The following is a 19,954-nucleotide window of genomic DNA, read 5'->3' as shown; positions in this document are numbered from 1 at the left end:
GTCAGTCGATTCCGTGGCTCTGGAGCCACATTTCCAGGAGTCCCAGTTGCCACAGCTTGTTTCCGTTCAACGGGGTCAGTTCGGCGTTCGGGTCGGCGAGCAGCGCGTCGACGTAGTCGGCGCGGAACAGGTCGCGACGGCGCGCCTCGGGCGCGGTCAGCGCGTCGCGTACCCGGTCGAGGAGCTTGCCCTCCAGGTGGGTGAGTCCGGGCACCGGGAAGTAGCCCTTGGGCCGGTCGATGACCTCGTGCGGCAGGACGCGGCGCCCGATCTCCTTGAGTACGCCCTTGCCGCCCTGGGCCAGCTTCAGCTCCGGCGGGCAGCTCGCGGCCAGCTCGACGAACTCGTGGTCGAGGAACGGCACCCGGGCCTCCAGCCCGTGCGCCATGGTCATGTTGTCGACCCGCTTCACCGGGTCGTCGGTCAGCATGACCTGGGTGTCGATCCGCAGGCCCGCGTCGACGGCGGTCTGCGCCCCCGCGCGGCCCAGGTGCGCGGCCACGAACTCCCGCGCCGGGTCGCCGTCGGCCAGCCACGCCGGGTTGAGCACCCGGGCCAGTCCGGCCGCGTCGCGGTCGAAGAACGCCTTCGCGTACGTCTCGAGCGCCTGCTCCCGGTCCACCCCGGCGAGCGGCGGGTACCAGTGGTAGCCACCGAGGATCTCGTCCGCGCCCTGGCCCGACTGCACCACCTTGACGTGCCGCGCGACCTCCTGGCTGAGCAGCCAGAACGCCACGCAGTCGTGGCTGACCATGGGTTCGCTCATGGCCGCGACGGCGGATTCCAGCGGCGGCAGCAGGTCACCGGTGGGCACCCGGATCTGGTGGTGGTCGGTGCCGAACGTCTTCGCGACCAGGTCGGAGTAGACGAACTCGTCGCCCTCCCGGCCGCCGACCGCGTCGAAGCCGATGGAGAACGTGGCCAGTCCGGACCGGGCCTGCCCCTCGCCGGCGAGCAGCGCGACGACCAGGCTGGAGTCGAGGCCGCCGGAGAGCAGCACGCCCACCGGCACGTCGGCCACCATGCGGCGGCGTACGGCTGTGGTCAGCGAGTCGAGCAGCGCGTCCTGCCAGTCCCGCTCGGACCAGCCGGCCCGATCGGCGGCGCGGCTGAACGCCGGATCCCAGTACACCCGCTCGTGGGTGGAGCCGTCCGCCTCGTACACCCGGACCGTGGCCGGCGGCAGCTTGGTGACACCGGCCAGGATCGTGCGCGGCGGCGGCACGATGCTGTGGAAGCTCAGGTAGTGGGCGAGCGCCACCCGGTCGATGGTGGTGTCGATGCCGCCACCGGCGAGCAGCGCCGGCAGGGTCGAGGCGAACCGCACCACGCCGGGGCTCTCGGCCAGGTAGAGCGGCTTGATGCCGAGGCGGTCCCGGGCCAGCACCAGGCGGCCGGTGTCGCGCTCGCTGATCGCCACCGCGAACATGCCGATCAGGTGGTCGACGAAGTCGAGACCCCACTCGGCGTACGCCTTGACCACGACCTCGCTGTCGCCGGACGAGAAGAACCGGTGGCCCTTGGCCTGCAGCTCGGCGCGCAGCTCTCGATAGTTGTAGATGCAGCCGTTGAAGACACCGGTGAGCCCGGCGGCGGCGTCCACGATGGGTTGGCCGCTCGCCGCGGACAGGTCGATGATCTTCAGGCGCCGGTGTCCCAGCGCGGTCGGGCCCTGCGACCAGACGCCGCTGTCGTCGGGCCCTCGGTCACTCATCGTGGCCGCCATCCGCTCCACGGCCGAGACGTCGGCGCGTGAACCGTCACGGCGGAACTCTCCCGCAAGTCCGCACATACGAGCCAATGCTGCCAGAGCTTGTTGCAGTTCGCCTGTTGAGACGATGACGAACGTGTGACAGCTTGCTACGATGCGCCGTCACGCAGGGTGGTTGCCTGTCACGCCTTCGGTTCCTGCCTCGCTCCCCCCGATGTCGGAAATCGGCTCCGGCGAGGCTGTGAGGAACGCCGCAGAGACGGGTGCCGGCGGCTGGCCCACGGTTCGTCGCCGATCTTGCAGTTCGGGCGCCTGGGTTGCCTCTTTTGCGAGCCTCGAGGGGCACCGAACTGCAGGATCGCGCGAGCGTGGGTGCCGCCGGCGCGCGGTGGGGCTAGCCCGAGGTGCGGGCCACTCCGACCGGGCAGCTCAGCCCGTTCGGTCCGTGGTTGCAGTAGCCGTTCGTATTCTTGCCCTCTGGCGGGTGGTGAGGTGCTTCGAGGCCCGCAGCGAGGGCTCCCTACGGCTCGTGCAGGGCCGCTGCGATGATGCGGGCGTGGACATCGACGAGATCCGGGCCGCGTTCGACGACGTATTCGATCAAGCCCTCGTGTTCCACGGCTTCGCCGACCACATGCGCGACTACGACGTCTTCGTCTACGCGACCGCCGATCCCCGCACCGGAATCACCCCGAAGCACCTGAGGTACCGGTTCAAGCACTGCGTCCGAGCCGTGGCCACGTCCGCCGTGCCGCCTGAGGTCTGGACGCGATCACTGGACGACCGGCTCGTCGACAATGAGCAGGGCGTCGACCTCGACGGCTACGTGTGGGGTGTCAAGTGGCAGGAGCTGTACCCGGGAATGAAGCTTCTGCAGGATTCGCCTGACGCGAAGCGGTGGTCGCAGCTCCTCGATCTTCCGTTTCACGAGGCCCTCATCGAGGCGAACGGCCACAACATCTCGCTGGTCTTCTCGGACCTGGTCGTCGACACGATCGACCGTGGGTACGCACCGTTCGTGGTGACGGGAGGGGAACCGGACGTCGAGGTCCCCCTCCCGTAGGTCGCGAGACGCGCTCAGTGCGCTTCGGTGACCCGCGCAACGCCGACCGGGCAGCTCAGCCCGTTCGGACCGTGGTTGCAGTAGCCGTTCGGGTTCTTCGTCGGCGCCAGGTACTGCTGGTGGTAGTCCTCGGCGAAGTAGTAGTCGCCGAGCGGGGCGATCTCGGTGGTGACCTCACCCTTGCCGGCCCGGGCCACGATCGGCGCGAACGCGTCCCGCGACGCCTTGGCCGCGGCCAGCTGCTCGTCGGTGGTGGTGTAGACGGCCGAGCGGTACTGGGTGCCCACGTCGTTGCCCTGGCGCATGCCCTGGGTCGGGTCGTGGTTCTCCCAGAAGACCTTGAGCAGGTCCTCGTAGGCGATCTTCGACGGGTCGTAGACCACCTGGACCACCTCGGCGTGCCCGGTCATGCCCGAGCAGACCTCCTCGTACGTCGGGTTGGTGGTGTACCCGCCCGCGTAACCGGCCGACGTGGTGATCACGCCGGGGAGGGTCCAGAACAGCCGCTCGGCGCCCCAGAAGCAGCCCATGCCGAAGACGGCGACCTGCGCGCCCTCGGGGAACGGGCCCTTCAGCGAGGACGGCAGCACCTCGTGCCGGTCGGCGATCGGCATCGCGATCGGGCGGCCCGGCAGGGCCTGGTCAGGAGAGATCATTTCGGCCTTCATGCGGCGGAGGAACACGGTGGGACTCCTCTCTTGGCTTTCCCAGCGTGTGCAACATCGTCGGCCCCGGGTTCCTTACCCGCCCACGTCGGCGTCAGGCCAGCGCCGCCGAGATCCGCCCGGCGAACTCCGTCGCCTCGGCGTCGTCGGCGTACCGGGTGCGCGGCCAGAAGAAGCCGCGCAGCCCGTCGCCCTTGGTCCGGGGCACCACGTGGGTGTGCAGGTGCGGTACGGACTGGGACACCCGGTTGTTCATCGCCACGAACGTCCCACCGGAGCCCAGACCGGTCTCCACCGCCACGGCGATCCGCTGCACCAGCCGGAAGTAGCCGGGCAGCGCGTCGGCCGGCAGGTCGGACAGGGTGACCAGGTGGGTGCGGGGCACCACGAGCACGTGGCCCTTGAACACCGGCCGGGTGTCGAGGAACGCGACCCCGTCCGGCTCGTCGGTCACCCGGAACGCCGGTACCGCGCCCGCCACGATCCCGCAGAACACACACCCGCTCACGAGCTCACCCTAGGCCCCACCCGGTCGACCCACCTCCGGGCGAGTGTGATCATGAGGTTGGCGGCGACAAATCGGACCGTGACCGCCGTCAACCTCATGATCGACGAGAAACCGGGCGCGGTCAGAGGCGGTCGAGGTAGGCGTCCCAGTCGTCTTCGGGGATGCCAGTCGTGCCGGTCTCGCCGTTGGCGAGGCGCGCCCGGATGTCCGCCTCCCACAGACGGCGAAGTCGATGTCGCGGGACGGCCGGCTCACGAGATCGTGCGCGGCGAGTGCGTACCCACCCGCGAGCACCAGACCGAGGTCGTCGCCGGCGCGGAATCCGACGCGCAGCAAGCGCGTGTGCAACTCGTCCACGGCTAGGCCGCCAGGCCCGGGATCCTGCTCTCCCAGAGGCGGATCACCCGGTGTGCGGTCAGCTTGCGGATGCGGGACCAGTCCTGCCGGAGAAGCGCCGGATTCACGTACCGGACGATGTCCTCGCGCTGCCCGCAGTCCATCAGCGTGCGGTAGAGCGTGAGCCGCTGCCCGCTGTCGTCGACGTCGAACTCGGTGAGACCGGACCACGCGAGGCGGATCGGCAGCGTGACCCGGCCGTGCTCGGGCCCCTTGAGGTCGTCCAGGCACGTGGGGATCCGGTCGGCGACGCCGTGCAGGCGGGAGGGGAGCGCCTCGGTCGTACTCACCGGACCAGTATGGCCCACCACCCCGACACCTTCGCGGTTGTGACTCGCGCCGGGTTGACGAGAGCGGGAGCGGGCGGGGGGCTAACGTCTGCGGCATGAGCTACGGCTTCGAGACACTCGCCATCCACGCCGGTCAGGACCCGGAGGCCCGCACCGGTGCGGTGATCCCGCCGATCTACCAGACCAGCACGTACGCCCAGGACGCCGTCGGCGCGCCCCGCGAGGGCTACGAGTACAGCCGCTCCGGCAACCCCACCCGCGACGCGCTCCAGGAGTGCCTCGCCGCGCTGGAGGGCGGCCCGGTGGCGCTCGCCTTCGCCAGCGGCCTGGCCGCCGAGGACACGCTGCTGCGGACCGTCTGCAAGCCGGGCGACCACGTGGTGATCCCGGACGACGCGTACGGCGGCACGTACCGGCTGTTCGCCAAGGTGGCCGAGCGCTGGGGCCTGTCGTACACCCCGGCGAAGGTCTCCGACCCGGACGCCGTTCGTGCCGCGATCCGCCCGGGCACCACCAGGATCGTCTGGGTGGAGACGCCGACCAACCCGCTGCTCGGCATCGCCGACATCGCCGCGCTCGCCGCGGTGGCGCACGACGCCGGCGCGTTGCTGGTGGTCGACAACACGTTCGCCTCGCCGTACCTCCAGCAGCCGATCGCGTTCGGCGCGGACGTGGTGGTGCACTCCACCACCAAGTACGTCGGCGGGCACTCCGACGTGGTCGGCGGCGCGCTCGTCGCGGCGGACCGCACGCTCGGCGAGGAGCTGCGCTACCACCAGAACGCGATGGGCGCGGTCAACGGGCCGTTCGACGCCTGGCTCACGCTGCGCGGCATCAAGACCCTCGGGGTACGGATGGACCGGCACTGCGACAACGCCGAGCGGATCGCGGCCTACCTGGACGGACACGCCAAGGTCGCCCAGGTCGTCTACCCGGGCCTGCCCTCGCACCCCGGCCACGAGGTGGCCGCCAAGCAGATGCGCCGGTTCGGCGGCATGATCTCGTTCCGCGCGGCGGGCGGCGAGGAGCACGCCGTCCAGATCTGCAACCGGGCCCGGTTGTTCGTGCTCGCCGAGTCGCTCGGCGGCGTCGAGTCCCTGATCGAGCACCCGGGCCGGATGACACACGCAAGCGCTGCGGGCTCGCCGCTTGAAGTTCCCGGCGATCTCGTGCGACTGTCTGTCGGCATCGAGACGGTCGACGACCTGCTCGCCGATCTGGAGCAGGCCCTGGGCTGACCGCTGGTTGGGGAGGGTGGCAGTGCCGGACATCTTGCCGACGACCTGGGTCGGGACGACCGCGAAACAGATCGCCCGGGCGGTACGCCGTGGCGACGTCTCCGCCACCCAGGTCGTCGCCGACCACCTGGACCACGTCGCCCGGGTCGACGCCGAGCTGGGCGCGTTCCGCACGGTACGCGGCGGCGAGGCGATCACCGAGGCGGAGAAGGTCGACGAGCAGGAGGAACTGGCGAACCTGCCGCTCGCCGGGGTGCCGGTGGCGGTCAAGGAGAACACGCCGGTGGCCGGCCTGCCCACCTGGAACGGGTCGGCCGCGATGCGTACCGAGGTGGCGGAGGCCGACCACGAGGTGGTCCGGCGGCTGCGCGGCGCGGGCGCTGTCATCCTCGGCGTCACCCGGATGCCGGAGCTGGGCCTGTGGGCCCTCACCGACGACGACACCGCTGTGACCCGCAACCCGTGGGATCCGGCGCGTACCCCCGGCGGCTCGTCGGGCGGCGCGGCCGCCGCGGTGGCCGCCGGGCTGGTGCCGATGGCCCACGGCAACGACGGTCTCGGGTCGATCCGCATCCCGGCGGCCTGCTGCGGCCTGGTCGGGCTCAAGCCCGGCAGGGGCGTGGTGCCCTGCCAGCTCGGCGCGGACGACTGGTTCGGCCTCACCGAGCACGGCATGCTGACCAGCACCGTCGCCGACGCGGTGGTCGGTTTCTCGGTGCTGGCCGGCCGCCGGCCGGACAAGCTGGTCCCGCCGGAGCGGCTGCGGGTGGGCGTCTCGCTGCGCTCGCCGGTACGCGGCGTCTCGCCGGACGCGCCGAACCGGGACGCGGTCGCCGCCGCCGGCCGGCTGCTGGCCGCTGCCGGTCACGACACCGTGCCCGCCGACCCGGTCTACCCGACCCGGCTCGGCCTCCAGGGCATCGCCACCTGGTTCGCGGCGGCCGCCGCCGACGTGCGCGCCGCCGGGGTGGCGCCGCGTCAACTCCAGCGACGCAGCCGCCGGCACGTCAGGCTCGGCGAGTGGGCGCAGCGCCGGGGGTACGTGCGGGAGGCCGACCGGGCCGCCTGGCGCGAACGGTCCGTGCACTTCTTCGCGGACAACTCGATCGACCTGCTGCTCACCCCGGCGCTGGCCGGGCCGCCGCCGGAGGCCGCCGGGTGGTCCGGCCGCTCCTGGCTGGCGAACATGTCGACCAACATCAGGTACGCCCCGTACGCGGCGCCGTGGAACATCGCCGGGCTGCCGTCGATCGTGGTGCCGGTCGGCCGCCGCCCGGACGGCCTGCCGGTCGGTGTGCAGTTCGTCGGCCCGCCCGGCTCCGAACTGCTGCTGCTCGGAGTGGCCGGCCAGTTCGAGTTGCAGGCGCCGTGGGCCCGGCACGCCCCCGGCTATCCCCGCGTCGGAACGGGGTCGCCGGCCGCCGGGTGATCGTCTAGCGTGTGCGCACCCCTGTCGCGCTCACCACCTCGGACGGTCCCCGATGCACTGCCAGACCTGCGGCGACGCCACGTCCCCGGCCTATGAGGAGTGCCGGCGCTGCGGCACCCGAGTCGGTCAGCCCGCGGTGAGCCCCGGCGTGCCCACGTACGGCGTGCGCGGCCTGGCCGTGGCCGGCGCGTCCGCGGTCGGTGCCGCCACCCTGTGCTACCTGCTCACCGCCCTGTTCCCGCTCGTGGGTGTGCGGATGGCCCGCTCGGCCGCCGAGCAGCTCGACCGGGACGTGCTGCTCGGCGCGGTGCTGGCCGAGGTGCTGTTCTCGGTGCCCTACCTGCTCGCGCTCCTGACCGCCGGGACGCTCGTGGTGATCTGGACCTGGCGGGCCCGCAAGAACCTGGACGCGTTCCCGGGCGCGGTGCCGAACCTGAGCCCGGCGTGGGCGATCGCGGGGTGGCTGGTGCCGCTGGCCAACCTCGTCGTACCGGCCCGGGTGCTCGCCGACCTGCTCCGCAACAGCGTGTGGCAGCGCCGCCAGTCGTGGCTGGTCGGGGTGTGGTGGGCGAGCTGGCTGGTGTTCCTGATCGGCGACCGGTTCGTCGCGCGGGCCGAGCAGCAGCGCTACGACCGGCTGACCGAGCTGCCCCGCAACGACGCGGAGTTCGCCACGTACGTGCGCTTCTACGAGGACGCGCTCGCGCCGCGGCTGGTGCCGGCGGTGGCCTGCCTGGTCGCCGGGATCGCGTTCGTCGTGCTGGTCCGCCGGATCTCCGCCGCCCAGCAGGACCGGCTCTCCCGGGCCGTGCCCGTGTGGCCCGGGCAGCCGGTCTGGCCCGGCCGACCGGGCTGGCCCGCGCCCGCCGCGCCGATGCCGGTTGCGCCGACGTCGCCGCAGGTTCCGCCCACCCCGGGTGGCACGATCGGGGCATGACGGAACTGGTCGGTCTCGCCGACGTACAGGCCGCGCGGGAACTGCTCGCCGGTGTCACCCGTACCACCCCGCTGGAGCCGTCGCGGCCGCTCAGCGCCGCGCTCGGCGGGCCGGTCTGGCTCAAGTGCGAGAACCTCCAGCGCGCCGGGTCGTACAAGGTGCGCGGTGCGTACGTGCGGATCTCCCGGCTCTCGGCCGAGGAGCGGGCCCGCGGCGTGGTCGCGGCGAGCGCCGGCAACCACGCCCAGGGGGTGGCGCTCGCCGCCGGGCTGGTCGGCGCACACGCCACCGTCTTCATGCCGGTGAACGCGCCGCTGCCGAAGGTCGCCGCCACGAAGGGGTACGGCGCGCAGATCGAGCTGGTCGGAAACACGGTGGACGAGTCGCTCGTCGCGGCGCAGACCTTCGCCGAGCGGACCGGAGCGGTGTTCATCCACCCGTTCGACCACCCGGACGTGATCGCCGGGCAGGGCACCGTCGCGCTGGAGATCCTCGAACAGTGCCCGGACGTGCGCACCATCGTGACCGGGGTGGGCGGCGGCGGCCTGGTCTCGGGCATGGCGGTGGCGGCCAAGGCGCTGCGTCCCGACGTACGCGTGATCGGGGTCCAGGCGGCGAGCGCCGCAGCCTTCCCGCCCTCGCTGCGGGCCGGCGAGCCGCTGCGGCTGCCCTCGTTCGCGACGATCGCCGACGGGATCGCGGTCGGCCGTCCGGGCGAGCTGACCTTCACCCATGTCCGCAAGCTCGTCGACGACGTCGTCACGGTCTCCGAGGAGGACATCTCCCGGGCGCTGCTGATGCTGCTGGAACGCGGCAAGCAGGTGGTCGAGCCGGCCGGCGCGGTCGGCGTGGCGGCGCTGCTGGCCGGCGCGGTGGAGGTGACCGCGCCGGTCGTCGCGGTGCTCTCCGGCGGCAACATCGATCCGCTGCTCATGCTCCGGGTGATCGAGCACGGCCTGGCGGCGGCGGGCCGGTTCCTGCGGATCACCGTGCGCTGCACGGACCGGCCCGGCCAGCTCGCCTCCCTGCTGAGCGAGATCGCCGAGCACCGGGCCAACGTGGTGGACGTGGTGCACCAGCGCGCCAACCCGCACCTGCGCCTCGGCGAGGTGGAGGTGGCCCTGTCCGTGGAGACCCGCGGGGTGGAGCACTCGGACACGCTGATCAGCGCGCTGCGGGCCAGCGGCTACCAGGTGGTCTTCACCGGCGAGGGCTGAGCGCTCGGGGGAACGCGAACGCCCCGGCCGGATGATCCGGTCGGGGCGTTCGGGTGTGCGGCTCGGGTCCGAGGAGGGCCTGTCAGCCTCGGTCGGGTTCGGGACCCGAGCCGTCCGGCGCGGGTCCGGAGGGGTCAGCCGCTGTACGGCTCGAAGGAGACGATGGTCACCTTGATATCGGCGCCGCTGGGCGCCGTGTAGGTGCAGGTCTGCCCTGCCTTGCCGCCGAGGATGGCCTTGCCGAGCGCGGACTCGGGGCTGTAGACCGTGAGGTCGGTGGTGGAGGCGATCTCCCGGGAGCCGAGCAGGAAGGTCTCGCTGTCGTCGGCGTCGTCGTCGAAGTAGATCTTCACGACCATGCCCGGCGACACCGCGTCGGTGTCCGGCGCCTCGCCGACCTTGGCGGTGCGCAGCAGCTCCTTGAGGTAGAGAATGCGGCCCTCGGCCTTGCCCTGCTCCTCGCGGGCGGCGTGGTAGCCGCCGTTCTCCCGCAGGTCGCCCTCCTCGCGCCGGGCGTTGATCTCGGCGGCGATGACCGGTCGGTTGGCGATCAGCTCGTCGAGCTCGGCCTGCAGACGGTCGTAGGCGTCCTGGGACAGCCAGGTGGCGGGCGCCTCGTTTCCATTTGTGGACACAGGCGGTCTCCTCGATTGGTGCGGACTGGCTGACAGGTGAACTTGCAAGGCTACCAGTGCGGGTCGCGTCGAGGTGTGATCAATCACCCCGGGTGCCGGCGGCGGGACCGGGGTGCGGTGGCCGGCGACTCGCCGGCGGTCCGGCTCAGCCGGCGGGCCGGCAGCGCAGGACCTCGCCGATGAACGGCCGGGCGCTCGTGGGGACCTCCTGCCGGGTCCGGATGTGGCGCTGGCCGGGCTCCGCGGTCACGGTGGCCTCGGCGCTGCCCACCTGGGCCCCGTCGTGGGAGCGGGCCCGCAGCAGACAGGTGGCGGAGCCGCCCGGCGGCACGGTGACCCGGAAATCGACGATCACCCGGGAGTCGGTGATGTCGGTGTAGCTGATCATCTCGCCCTGGTACTCCGGGTCGCCGTACTGGTAGTAGAGCTTCGCCGCGCCCAGGCCGAGGACGGCGAGCATGACCGTCACCGTCAGGGCGAGCAGGACCGGCCGGCGGCGCCCCGGCTCCCGGCGGCGGCCGTAGCGGCCCGGCGGGAAGACCGGTGCCTTCGCGGCGACTGTGGCGTGCGTCTCGCTCACCGGCGGGTATCTCCTGGCGTTGTTGTCGGCGGCATCGGCAAGAATGGCTAGGTCCATCTTCCCAGCCCGGCGCTGAGTCAAGGATGGCAGGTCGGCCTGGACCGGCGGGCGTGGCCCTGGCCACTCCGGTGGCGGCCCTCGACCGGCCGTCACGGGGGCTTTCGCGGGCGCGGGGGGAGATTCCGGCAGGTCAGCCGGCCGGCCCGGGGGTCGGTCGGCGGGCACAGACGAGGAGCGCCGAAGGTGGCAGAACAGCTGCGTCTCATGGCGGTGCACGCCCATCCCGACGACGAGTCGAGCAAGGGCGCCGCCACCATGGCGAAATACGTCGCCGAGGGGGTGGACGTCCTGGTCGTCACCGCCACCGGTGGCGAGCGGGGCAGTGTGCTCAACCCCAAGATGGACCGCCCCGACGTCTGGGCGAACATCGGTGACATCCGGCGGGCCGAGATGGACGCCGCCCGGGCCATCCTCGGCGTCGAGCAGGCGTGGCTCGGTTTCGTCGACTCCGGGCTGCCCGAGGGCGACCCGCTGCCGCCGCTGCCGGAGGGCTGCTTCGCCCTCCAGGACGTGGACGTCGCAGCCGCGCCGCTGGTGCGCCTGATGCGGCAGTTCCGCCCGCACGTCGTCACCACGTACGACGAGGAGGGCGGCTACCCGCACCCCGACCACATCATGACCCACAAGATCACCGTGGCGGCGTTCGACGCGGCCGGTGACCCGGACCGCCACCCCGAGCTGGGCGAGCCGTGGCAGCCGCTGAAGCTGTACTACGACGTGGGTTTCTCCCGCGCCAAGATCATGAGCCTGCACGAGGCGGTGCTCGCCGCCGGGCTCGAGTCGCCGTACGGCGAGTGGATGAAGCGCTGGGACGAGCGCCCCGACAAGGGCGCCCGGATCACCACCCGGGTCGAGTGCGCCGACTACTTCCCGGTCCGCGACGACGCGCTGCGCGCGCACGCCACCCAGATCGACCCGGACGGCTTCTGGTTCCAGGTGCCGATGGAGTTGCAGAAGCGCGCCTGGCCGACGGAGGACTTCCAGCTCGCCCGCTCGCTGGTCGACAGCCCGCTGCCGGAGTCCGACCTGTTCGCCGGCGTACGAGAGGCGTGCCGTGCCCACTGACCCGGCCGGGGTCTACCCTGGTGCTCAGTCGCACATCGGAGGAACACCATGCTGACCACCGTCGAGGTGCTCGCGCAGAACAACTTCGGTGACACCCGTACGGGTGGTCTGGCCGGTCCGATGGGCCTCTTCCTCATCGTCGCGCTGGCCACCGTCACCGTCCTGCTGATCCGCAACATGAACGCCCGGCTGCGCCGGCTGCCCGACCGCTTCCCGCAGCAGGGCACCCCCGGCCGGGCCGATTCCGCAGTCGCCGATCCGACAGACGGGCTCGTCGAGCAGGATTCACCGACGAATGCGCCCAACGGCTCCCAGCAGCACCGGAACAGCTGAACACCGCGTGAATCACGTCGAAGCCGGTTGTCGCCCCCTGTTGCGACCACCGGCTTTGGCTTAGCCTTCCGCCGGGGGGACCGTCAGGCCCCGGACCCTGCGCGGAAGGGGGACGCCGATGTCGAAGACAGCACCGGCCCCCGACCATGCCCCGGCCCGACCCGTCGACGGGGCGGCCCCGTGACCACCGAGCCGGCCGACCGTTCCCCCGACCGGATCGGCCTGCGCGGGACACCGGTGGGCGTCGTCCTGCTCACCGTCGCGGTCGCGCTGACCGGTCTGCTCGCCGCCGCGCTCGGCCTCACCGTCCCGTCCCACCTGCCGGCCGACCACCCACTGCCCGGTCCGGCACGCTTCGGCATCGCCATCGTCGCGTTCGCGGTGGCCCAGCTTGCCCGGCTGCGCTTCCGTACCGCCTCGGGCATGGTGAGCATCACCTGGGGCGAGGCCGCGCTCGTGGTCTGCCTCTGGCTGGTGCCGGCGTGCTGGCTCCCGGCCGCCGCACTGCTGGGCGTGGGCGCCGCCTGGACCGTGATGTCGATGGTCTCCGACCGCCGTCCGGCGCTGGAACTGGTGGCGATCGCCGGTTCGCTCACCGCCGCCACCGCGCTCGCCGCCGCGGTGGCCACCGCGCTCGGCCCGCCGCTGCTCGCCGCGCCCACCCCGGAGCTGGCGCTCACGCTCACCGCCGCCGCGGTCACGTACCTGCTCACCACCGCCTTCCTGGGCGCCGTCACGCTCGCCCTGCGGCACGGCATCGCGATCGGTCCGCCGCTGCTCGCCGCGCTGCGCGGCAAGCTGCTCATGTTCGTCGGCAACGTGGCGGTCGGCCTGGTGGTCGTCGCGCTGCTCGAACTCGACGCGCGCTGGCTGCTGCTCCTGCCGCCGCCGCTCTGGTTGCTCCAGCAGACCTACCGCCACCGGCTCCGGGCCGACCAGGAGCGGCGTACCTGGCGGGCGTTCGCCGAGGCCACCGCCGCGCTCAACCAGCTCGACGAGCGCGGCGTGGCGACCGCCGCGGTGACCGGCGCGCTCACCCTGTTCGGCGCGGAACTGGTCGAGGTCGACGTGGCCCGGGGTGAGGGACGCTGGCGCCGCTACCGGGCCGACCGTGGCGGGCAGGTACACGACCGGGAGGTGGAGCCGTCCGCCGGCGCCGACGCGGGGGAGCACGAACTGGTGCGCCGCCTCGCCGTGGGATCCGCCGACGTCGGCCGCCTGCGGGTGCGGTTCGCCCGGTCCGCCCCGCCGAGCGCCCGGGAACGCGACGGCGTGGCGGCCTTCGGCGACGCGCTGGCCGCCGCCCTGCACGACGCCGCCACGCACCGGGAGCTGCGGCTGGTCACCGCCCGCTCGTCGTACGACGCGGTGCACGACCAGCTCACCGGACTGCTCAACCGGGCGGCGCTGCTGGCCAAGGGGGACCAGGCGCTGCGGCAGCGCGCGCACGACCACCCGGTGGCCCTGCTGCTGCTCGACGTGAACCAGTTCAAGGAGGTCAACGACACGCTCGGGCACTCGGCGGGCGACCAGTTGCTGCGGCTCACCTCCAACCGGCTCGCCGCGCTGACCCGGCCGGGTGACCTGCTCGGGCGCCTCGGCGGCGACGAGTTCGCGCTGCTGCTGACCTCGGTGCCGCTGGTCGAGGACCGGACGGCCCCGCTGGCGTACGCGCTGCGCCAGGCCCGGGAGGTCGCCGAGCGCCTCGCCGCACCGACCGAGGTGGCCGGGGTGCGGATGTCCGTGGAGGTCGCGGTGGGCGTCGTGGTCGCCGACGCGGGCGCGGCCGACCTGACGGAGCTGCTGCGGCGCGCCGACATCGCCATGTACCAGGCGAAGGAGGGCGGCGGCAGCGTCGCCGCGTACGACAGCTCCCGCGACGCGGCGAGCACCGACCACCTGGCGCTGCTCGCGGAGATGCGGGAGGCTCTCGCCGCCGACGACCAGCTGGTGCTGGCGTTGCAGCCGGCGGTGGACCTGGCGACCGGCGCGCCGACCGGGGTGGAGGCGCTGATCCGGTGGCGGCATCCGCGCCGGGGCTGGCTCGGTCCGGCCGACTTCATCCGCCCGGTGGAGAACAGCGAGCAGCTCGGCAGCTTCACCCGGTACGTGCTGGACAAGGCGCTGGAGGTCGCCTCCGGATGGGCGCGGGACGGGCTGGACGTCCCGATCTCGGTGAACCTGTCCGCGCGCAGCCTGCTCGACCCGCGGCTGCCCGCCGAGATCGAGGAGGCGCTGCGCCGCCACCAGGTGCCGCCGCACCGGCTGGTCCTGGAGATCACCGAGACGGTGGTGATGAGCGAGCTGGAGGTCATCGACGAGGTGCTGGCCACGCTGCGTGGCATGGGCGTGCAGCTCGCCGTGGACGACTTCGGCACCGGCTTCTCGTCGCTGACGTTCCTCACCCGCATCGCCGTCGACGAGTTGAAGGTGGACCGCTCATTCGTGCTCCGGATGGCCGACTCGCCGGAGGCGGCGGCGATCGTCCGGACCACCGTCGGGTTGGCCCACGAACTGGGCCTGCGGGTGGTGGCCGAGGGTGTCGAGACCGCCGAGCAGCGCACCGCGCTGGCTGAGCTGGGCTGCACTGCCGCCCAGGGCTACCACTTCTTCAAGCCGATGCCGGCTGACAAGATCGCCGCAGTACTCGCGTCGCTGCGCGACGCCGCCCGGGGCAACGTCTTCCCGCTGCGCGCCGACGGCGCCTCCTGACCGGTCCGTCCGCCGTGGACGGGGCAGCGGAGGACGCCCGGCCGGTCCTACGCTGCTGGCACGGCGGGCACGACAGGCGTCCCCGCTGACGTCCACACGGGGAGGACGACGATGAGACGTTCCTGGCGACGGATCCTGCTCGCTTCGACCATGGCGCTGACCACCGGCGCCGCCGGCCTGGTCATGCCCGCGCCGGCGCAGGCCCGGCCGGCGGAGTCCTGGTCGTTCGCCGTCACCGGCGAGCCGGGTGATCCGATCACCGCCGGCAACTCCTACTCCTACAGCTCCGCCGCACCGACGCCGGGCGACGAGATGAACGCGTGGGGCCACGACCAGCAGCACTTCGGGATGGAGTTCTGGAGCGACGCCGACAACACCTGGCGTCTGGAGATCAGCGCCCCGGCCGGCCAGCCGCTGAAGGCGGGTGACACCTACCAGAACGTCGGCCAGCCGGACGGGAGCGGCACGGCCGGCATCCGCCTCTACAACGGCGGTTGGGGGCGCTCCTGCGCGCAGAGCACCGGTTCGTTCACGGTCATCGACGCCGCGTGGGGGCCCTTCGACTACGTCGAGCGCTTCGACGCCACCTTCGAGATCCGGTGCGAGGGCGCGACCGGCGGTCTGCGCGGCCAGGTCCACATCGGCAACCCGCCGCCGCTGCCGGCGCTCGACGTCACACTGACCGTCGATCCGGTCGCGACGGTGGACAACAAGGGCATCGCCACCGTCCGCGGCTCGATCACCTGCACCCGGGCGGACTCCTTCTCCATCGCGGGCGAACTCGTCCAGGAACAGAAGAAGGCGGGCATGGTGCGTGGCTACTTCTCACCCCACATCCCGTGCGTTCCGGGCCAGGTGGTGCCGTGGTCGGCCACCACCTACCCGGCCGACGTCAAGTTCCAGCGCGGCACCGCCCAGGCGGTCAGCGAGATCCTGGTCCGCGACTTCGAGTACTGGAACGAGTTCACCGTGCGGGACACCTCGACGCTCACCCTGACCCGGTGAGACGGCGGCCGGGCCGGGACCACGACCCCGGCCCGGCCGCCGCACTCGCGCCGCACCGGCTCCGCGCGCTCGCTAAGGTCGGGTGGTGAACCGACTCGCCGAGGCCACGTCGCCCTACCTGCTCCAGCACGCCGACAACCCGGTCGACTGGTGGCCCTGGTGCGACGAGGCGTTCGCCGAGGCGAAACGGCGGGACGTGCCGGTGCTGATCTCGGTCGGCTACGCGGCCTGCCACTGGTGCCACGTCATGGCCCACGAGTCGTTCGAGAACGAGGCAGTTGCCCGGCTGATGAACGACGACTTCGTCTGCGTCAAGGTCGACCGCGAGGAGCGCCCCGACGTCGACGCGGTCTACATGACCGCCACCCAGGCGATGACCGGGCAGGGCGGCTGGCCGATGACCGTCTTCGCCACGCCGGACGGCACCCCGTTCTTCTGCGGCACGTACTTCCCCCGCGCCAACTTCATCCGGCTGCTCGGCTCGGTCGCCACCGCCTGGCGCGACCAGCGCGAGGCGGTGCTGCGGCAGGGCACCGCAGTGGTCGAGGCGATCGGCGGCGCGCAGGCCGTCGGCGGCGTCACCGCCCCGCTCACCGCCGAACTGCTCGACGCCGCCGCGAGCCGGCTCGCCGGGGAGTACGACGAGACGAACGGCGGTTTCGGCGGCGCACCGAAGTTCCCGCCGCACATGAACCTGCTCTTCCTGCTCCGGCACCACCAGCGCACCGGCTCGGCGCGCAGCCTGGAGATCGTCCGGCACACCTGCGAGGCGATGGCCCGCGGCGGCCTCAACGACCAGCTCGCCGGTGGCTTCGCCCGCTACTCGGTGGACGGCCACTGGACCGTGCCGCACTTCGAGAAGATGCTCTACGACAACGCGCTGCTGCTGCGGGTCTACACCCAGCTCTGGCGGCTCACCGGCGACCGGCTGGCCCGCCGGGTGGCCCGCGACACCGCCCGCTTCCTCGCCGACGAGCTGCACCGCGCCGGTGAGGGCTTCGCCTCCGCGCTCGACGCGGACACCGAGGGCGTCGAGGGGCTCACCTACGTCTGGACGCCCGACCAGCTCGTCGAGGTGCTGGGGGAGGACGACGGCCGCTTCGCCGCGGACCTCTTCGAGGTCACCGCCGACGGCACGTTCGAGCACGGCACCAGCGTGCTGCGGCTGGCCCGGGACGTCGACGACGCCGACCCGGAGGTGCGGGCCCGCTGGCAGGACGTGGTGGGCCGGCTGCTGGCCGCCCGCGACACCCGGCCCCAGCCCGCCCGCGACGACAAGGTGGTGGCCGCCTGGAACGGGCTCGCGATCACCGCCATCGCGGAGTTCCAGCAGGTTGCCTCGCTGCTCGTGTCGCCCGACGACGAGGACGCGAACCTGATGGACGGCGTGCTCATCGTCTCCGACGGTGCGATGCGGGACGCCGCCGAGCACCTGGCCACCGTGCATCTCGTGGACGGCCGGCTGCGCCGCGTCTCCCGGGACAAGGTCGTGGGTCAGCCGGCCGGGGTGCTGGAGGACTACGGCTGCGTCGCCGAGGCGTTCTGCGCGATGCACCAGCTCACCGGCGAGGGGCGGTGGCTGACGCTGGCCGGTGAGCTGCTCGACGTGGCGCTGGCCCGCTTCGCCGGCCCGGACGGCGCCTTCTACGACACCGCCGACGACGCCGAGCGCCTGGTCACCCGGCCCGCCGACCCGACCGACAACGCCACCCCGTCGGGCCGGTCGGCGATCGTCGCGGCGCTCGTGGCGTACGCGGCGCTGACCGGCGAGACCCGCTACCGGGAGGCGGCCGAGAAGACGCTGACGACGGTCGCGCCGATCGTCGACAGGCACGCCCGGTTCACCGGGTACGCGGCCACCGTCGGCGAGGCGCTGCTGTCCGGGCCGTACGAGATCGCTGTGGCGACCGGTGACCCGGAGGGCGACCCGCTGGTGGCCGCGGCCCGGCGCCACGCCCCGCCCGGCGCGGTGGTGGTGGCCGGCGCCCCGGACCAGCCCGGCGTGCCGCTGCTGGCCGGGCGGCCGTTCGTCGACGGGAAGCCCGCCGCGTACGTCTGCCGGGGCTTCGTCTGCCAGCGCCCGGTGACCGGCGTCGAGGAGCTGATCGCGCAGCTCGGCTGAGCGGAGTGGGCCGGGCCGCCCTCACGGTCCGGCCCGGCACCGGCCCTTATAGGCTGGCGGCGCTATGGACTCCCGTACCGGTCTCCCCGTCGTGGGCATGGTGGGTGGCGGCCAGCTCGCCCGGATGACCCACCAGGCCGCCATCGCTCTCGGCCAGTCGCTGCGCGTGCTGGCGCTCGCCCCGGACGACGGTGCCGCGCTGGTCGCCGCCGACGTCCAGTACGGCGACCACACCGACCTGGCCGCGCTGCGGACGTTCGCCAAGGGCTGCGACGTGGTCACGTTCGACCACGAGCACGTCCCCAACGAGCACATCCGCACCCTGACCGACGAGGGCGTGAAGCTGTTCCCGCCGGCCGAGGCGCTGGTGCACGCGCAGGACAAGCGGGTGATGCGGGAACGGCTCGGCGAGCTGGGCGCGCCGAACCCGGCCTGGCGTCCGGTGGAGTCCCCGGCCGACCTGATCGCCTTCGGCGAGGAGACCGGCTGGCCGGTGGTGCTCAAGGCCGCCCGGGGCGGCTACGACGGGCGCGGCGTCTGGATGGTCGACGACGCCGGTCAGGCCGGTGAGCTGGCCGCCACGCTGCTCGCCGGTGGCACGCCGCTGCTGGTCGAGGAGCGGGTGGCGCTGCGCCGGGAACTGGCCGTGCAGGTGGCGCGCTCGCCGTTCGGGCAGGTCGCCGCGTACCCGGTGGTGGAGACGGTGCAGCGCGACGGCATCTGCGTCGAGGTGCTGGCGCCCGCGCCCGACCTGCCCGAGGAGCAGGCCGTGGCCGCGCAGCAGCTCGCCATCGACCTGGCCACCGCGCTCGGCGTGGTCGGCCTGCTCGCGGTGGAGCTGTTCGACACGCCGTCCGGGCTGGTCGTCAACGAGCTGGCGATGCGGCCGCACAACTCCGGGCACTGGACCATCGAAGGGGCCCGGACCTCCCAGTTCGAGCAGCACCTGCGGGCGGTGCTCGACTACCCGATGGGGGACACCTCGCTGACCGCGCCGGTCGTGGTGATGGCGAACGTGCTGGGTGGCTCGCCGGGCGGCAGGTCCATCGACGAGCGGCTGCACCACCTGTTCGCCGCCGAGCCCGGGGCCAAGGTCCACCTGTACGGCAAGCAGGTCCGTCCGGGCCGCAAGATCGGGCACGTCACCGTGCTCGGCAACGACCTGGACGACGTACGGGCCCGGGCCGCGCGTGCCGCCCGCTGGCTCCAGGAGGGGCACTGATGAGCACCGTCGGGCTGATCATGGGCAGCGACTCGGACTGGCCGGTCATGAAGGCCGCCGCCGAGGCGCTCGACGAGTTCGGCGTGCCGTACGAGGTTGGTGTGGTCTCGGCGCACCGCACCCCGGTCAAGATGATCGAGTACGGCCGGGCCGCCGCCGGACGTGGTGTCCAGGTGATCATCGCGGGCGCGGGCGGAGCGGCTCACCTGCCCGGCATGGTCGCCTCGGTCACCCCGCTGCCGGTGATCGGTGTCCCGGTGCCGCTGAAGTACCTGGACGGCATGGATTCGCTGCTGTCCATCGTGCAGATGCCGGCCGGGGTGCCGGTCGCCACCGTGTCGATCGGCAACGCCCGCAACGCCGGCCTGCTCGCGGTACGCATCCTGGGCGCTTCGGACCCGGTGCTGCGCGACAGGATGGCCGCCTACCAGGCGAGCCTGGAGGACCTGGTCGCGGAGAAGGATGCCGCGCTGCGCGCCTCCCTGATCTGACCGTCTCATCACTCTCTGTTTCCCAGGTGCCTGGTCGCTCAGCGTGACCGGCCGGGCCGACGCGTGTCTGTGCCCTCCGCCGACTTTGCTCTGCAGCCATCGGCGCAGCATGGCTCTGACCTGCAACCCGGCCTCGCGCCCCCAAACGGCTCGGCGGCGGCCGTCGTCACAATTGGTGACTGTTGCGTCAGTGGGTGCAGAGCAAAGGCGGCAGAGGGGCATCATCCCCGCCGCGACCCTTCGACACGGAGCGTGACCTGCTCAGTCGCGTCCCG

19 protein-coding genes and 1 pseudogene are annotated in these 19,954 nt (G+C 72.7%); 12 read left to right on the top strand and 8 right to left on the bottom strand.

All coding sequences use genetic code 11. The features are described 5' to 3' along the window. Position 1: 1 nt before the first annotated feature. Both BFV98_RS14765 and BFV98_RS31915 read right to left on the bottom strand, forming a co-directional pair. Positions 2 to 1,792: an N-acetylglutaminylglutamine amidotransferase gene (locus tag BFV98_RS14765; RefSeq protein WP_071096728.1), complete on the bottom strand. Its 1,791-nt coding sequence runs from the start codon at positions 1,790 to 1,792 to the stop codon at positions 2 to 4. Between the two features lie 313 nt (positions 1,793 to 2,105). Continuing rightward, a pseudogene (locus tag BFV98_RS31915) lies at positions 2,106 to 2,183 on the bottom strand (peptide-methionine (S)-S-oxide reductase); the annotation flags it as partial. A gap of 84 nt (positions 2,184 to 2,267) precedes the next feature. Between BFV98_RS31915 and BFV98_RS14760 the strand changes: the two are divergent. Continuing rightward, positions 2,268 to 2,774: a hypothetical protein gene (locus tag BFV98_RS14760; RefSeq protein WP_071096726.1), complete on the top strand. Its 507-nt coding sequence runs from the start codon at positions 2,268 to 2,270 to the stop codon at positions 2,772 to 2,774. Between the two features lie 14 nt (positions 2,775 to 2,788). Here BFV98_RS14760 and msrA read toward each other — a convergent pair whose 3' ends face one another. The 4 genes from msrA to BFV98_RS14745 all read right to left on the bottom strand — a co-directional run bounded on the left by msrA (position 2,789) and on the right by BFV98_RS14745 (position 4,633). Then, complete coding sequence (gene msrA / locus BFV98_RS14755; RefSeq protein ID WP_071096724.1) at positions 2,789 to 3,457, bottom strand: peptide-methionine (S)-S-oxide reductase MsrA; 669 nt, start codon at positions 3,455 to 3,457, stop codon at positions 2,789 to 2,791. A gap of 76 nt (positions 3,458 to 3,533) precedes the next feature. Further along, positions 3,534 to 3,947 carry an HIT family protein gene (locus tag BFV98_RS14750; protein WP_013284128.1) on the bottom strand — a complete coding sequence of 138 codons (414 nt, stop codon included), beginning with the start codon at positions 3,945 to 3,947 and terminating at the stop codon, positions 3,534 to 3,536. 9 nt (positions 3,948 to 3,956) lie between these two features. Continuing rightward, positions 3,957 to 4,304: a nucleotidyl transferase AbiEii/AbiGii toxin family protein gene (locus BFV98_RS33075; RefSeq protein WP_176921699.1), complete on the bottom strand. Its 348-nt coding sequence runs from the start codon at positions 4,302 to 4,304 to the stop codon at positions 3,957 to 3,959. A gap of 2 nt (positions 4,305 to 4,306) precedes the next feature. Beyond that, positions 4,307 to 4,633 (bottom strand): hypothetical protein, encoded by a 327-nt coding sequence (locus tag BFV98_RS14745; protein WP_071096722.1) that lies wholly within the window; start codon positions 4,631 to 4,633, stop codon positions 4,307 to 4,309. A 95-nt stretch (positions 4,634 to 4,728) separates the two neighbouring features. Here BFV98_RS14745 and BFV98_RS14740 point away from each other — a divergent pair, with 95 nt between their 5' ends. The 4 genes from BFV98_RS14740 to ilvA all read left to right on the top strand — a co-directional run bounded on the left by BFV98_RS14740 (position 4,729) and on the right by ilvA (position 9,454). Beyond that, positions 4,729 to 5,871, top strand: a complete 1,143-nt coding sequence (locus BFV98_RS14740) for a cystathionine gamma-synthase (protein WP_071096720.1) — start codon at positions 4,729 to 4,731, stop codon at positions 5,869 to 5,871. Positions 5,872 to 5,887: 16 nt separating this feature from the next. Further along, on the top strand, positions 5,888 to 7,300 hold the full coding sequence (locus tag BFV98_RS14735) for an amidase (protein WP_030271225.1): 1,413 nt from the start codon (positions 5,888 to 5,890) through the stop codon (positions 7,298 to 7,300). Positions 7,301 to 7,448: 148 nt separating this feature from the next. Further along, a complete protein-coding gene (locus tag BFV98_RS14730) occupies positions 7,449 to 8,237 on the top strand; it encodes a DUF4328 domain-containing protein (protein WP_232236674.1) in 789 nt (262 codons plus the stop codon). Then, on the top strand, positions 8,234 to 9,454 hold the full coding sequence (gene ilvA, locus BFV98_RS14725) for a threonine ammonia-lyase (RefSeq protein WP_013284132.1): 1,221 nt from the start codon (positions 8,234 to 8,236) through the stop codon (positions 9,452 to 9,454). The genes BFV98_RS14730 and ilvA overlap by 4 nt, the downstream gene beginning before the upstream one ends. A 134-nt stretch (positions 9,455 to 9,588) precedes the next feature. On the opposite strand, the gene greA is transcribed toward ilvA, so the two are convergent. Beyond that, positions 9,589 to 10,089: a transcription elongation factor GreA gene (gene greA / locus BFV98_RS14720; protein ID WP_013284133.1), complete on the bottom strand. Its 501-nt coding sequence runs from the start codon at positions 10,087 to 10,089 to the stop codon at positions 9,589 to 9,591. 145 nt (positions 10,090 to 10,234) lie between these two features. After that, positions 10,235 to 10,669, bottom strand: a complete 435-nt coding sequence (locus BFV98_RS14715) for a DUF4307 domain-containing protein (protein WP_013284134.1) — start codon at positions 10,667 to 10,669, stop codon at positions 10,235 to 10,237. Positions 10,670 to 10,912: 243 nt separating this feature from the next. Between BFV98_RS14715 and mca the strand changes: the two genes are divergently transcribed. From mca to purE, 7 genes are all read left to right on the top strand, one after another. Further along, complete coding sequence (mca, locus tag BFV98_RS14710) at positions 10,913 to 11,794, top strand: mycothiol conjugate amidase Mca (RefSeq protein ID WP_013284135.1); 882 nt, start codon at positions 10,913 to 10,915, stop codon at positions 11,792 to 11,794. A 48-nt stretch (positions 11,795 to 11,842) separates the two neighbouring features. Further along, positions 11,843 to 12,127 carry a hypothetical protein gene (locus BFV98_RS14705; RefSeq protein ID WP_013284136.1) on the top strand — a complete coding sequence of 95 codons (285 nt, stop codon included), beginning with the start codon at positions 11,843 to 11,845 and terminating at the stop codon, positions 12,125 to 12,127. Positions 12,128 to 12,343: 216 nt separating this feature from the next. Next, positions 12,344 to 14,839, top strand: a complete 2,496-nt coding sequence (locus tag BFV98_RS14700) for a bifunctional diguanylate cyclase/phosphodiesterase (protein ID WP_176921772.1) — start codon at positions 12,344 to 12,346, stop codon at positions 14,837 to 14,839. Positions 14,840 to 14,950: 111 nt separating this feature from the next. Next, entirely contained in the window at positions 14,951 to 15,844 is an 894-nt protein-coding gene (locus tag BFV98_RS14695) for a hypothetical protein (RefSeq protein ID WP_013284138.1), read from the top strand. A gap of 85 nt (positions 15,845 to 15,929) precedes the next feature. Continuing rightward, complete coding sequence (locus BFV98_RS14690; protein ID WP_013284139.1) at positions 15,930 to 17,966, top strand: thioredoxin domain-containing protein; 2,037 nt, start codon at positions 15,930 to 15,932, stop codon at positions 17,964 to 17,966. A 64-nt stretch (positions 17,967 to 18,030) separates the two neighbouring features. Further along, positions 18,031 to 19,188 carry a 5-(carboxyamino)imidazole ribonucleotide synthase gene (locus BFV98_RS14685; RefSeq protein WP_071096716.1) on the top strand — a complete coding sequence of 386 codons (1,158 nt, stop codon included), beginning with the start codon at positions 18,031 to 18,033 and terminating at the stop codon, positions 19,186 to 19,188. Beyond that, positions 19,188 to 19,679: a 5-(carboxyamino)imidazole ribonucleotide mutase gene (gene purE, locus BFV98_RS14680; RefSeq protein ID WP_013284141.1), complete on the top strand. Its 492-nt coding sequence runs from the start codon at positions 19,188 to 19,190 to the stop codon at positions 19,677 to 19,679. Before BFV98_RS14685 ends, purE begins: the two co-directional genes overlap by 1 nt. Positions 19,680 to 19,954 lie beyond the last annotated feature (275 nt).

It is taken from the genome of Micromonospora sp. WMMB235, assembly GCF_001855515.1.
GTDB classification, from domain to species: Bacteria; Actinomycetota; Actinomycetes; order Mycobacteriales; family Micromonosporaceae; genus Micromonospora; species Micromonospora aurantiaca.
The sequence above is the reverse complement of the archived record's forward strand: the minus strand, read 5'-3'. Positions and strand labels throughout refer to the sequence as shown.

Bases quoted from the DNA above. Each gene is read 5' to 3' on its own strand.
- BFV98_RS14765 (WP_071096728.1), bottom strand. From the start codon at position 1,792: ATGTGCGGACTTGCGGGAGAGTTCCGCCGTGACGGTTCACGCGCCGAC.
- BFV98_RS14740 (WP_071096720.1), top strand. From the start codon at position 4,729: ATGAGCTACGGCTTCGAGACACTCGCCATCCACGCCGGTCAGGACCCG.
- ilvA (WP_013284132.1), top strand. From the start codon at position 8,234: ATGACGGAACTGGTCGGTCTCGCCGACGTACAGGCCGCGCGGGAACTG.
- BFV98_RS14705 (WP_013284136.1), top strand. From the start codon at position 11,843: ATGCTGACCACCGTCGAGGTGCTCGCGCAGAACAACTTCGGTGACACC.
- BFV98_RS14695 (WP_013284138.1), top strand. From the start codon at position 14,951: ATGAGACGTTCCTGGCGACGGATCCTGCTCGCTTCGACCATGGCGCTG.
- BFV98_RS14685 (WP_071096716.1), top strand. From the start codon at position 18,031: ATGGACTCCCGTACCGGTCTCCCCGTCGTGGGCATGGTGGGTGGCGGC.
- purE (WP_013284141.1), top strand. From the start codon at position 19,188: ATGAGCACCGTCGGGCTGATCATGGGCAGCGACTCGGACTGGCCGGTC.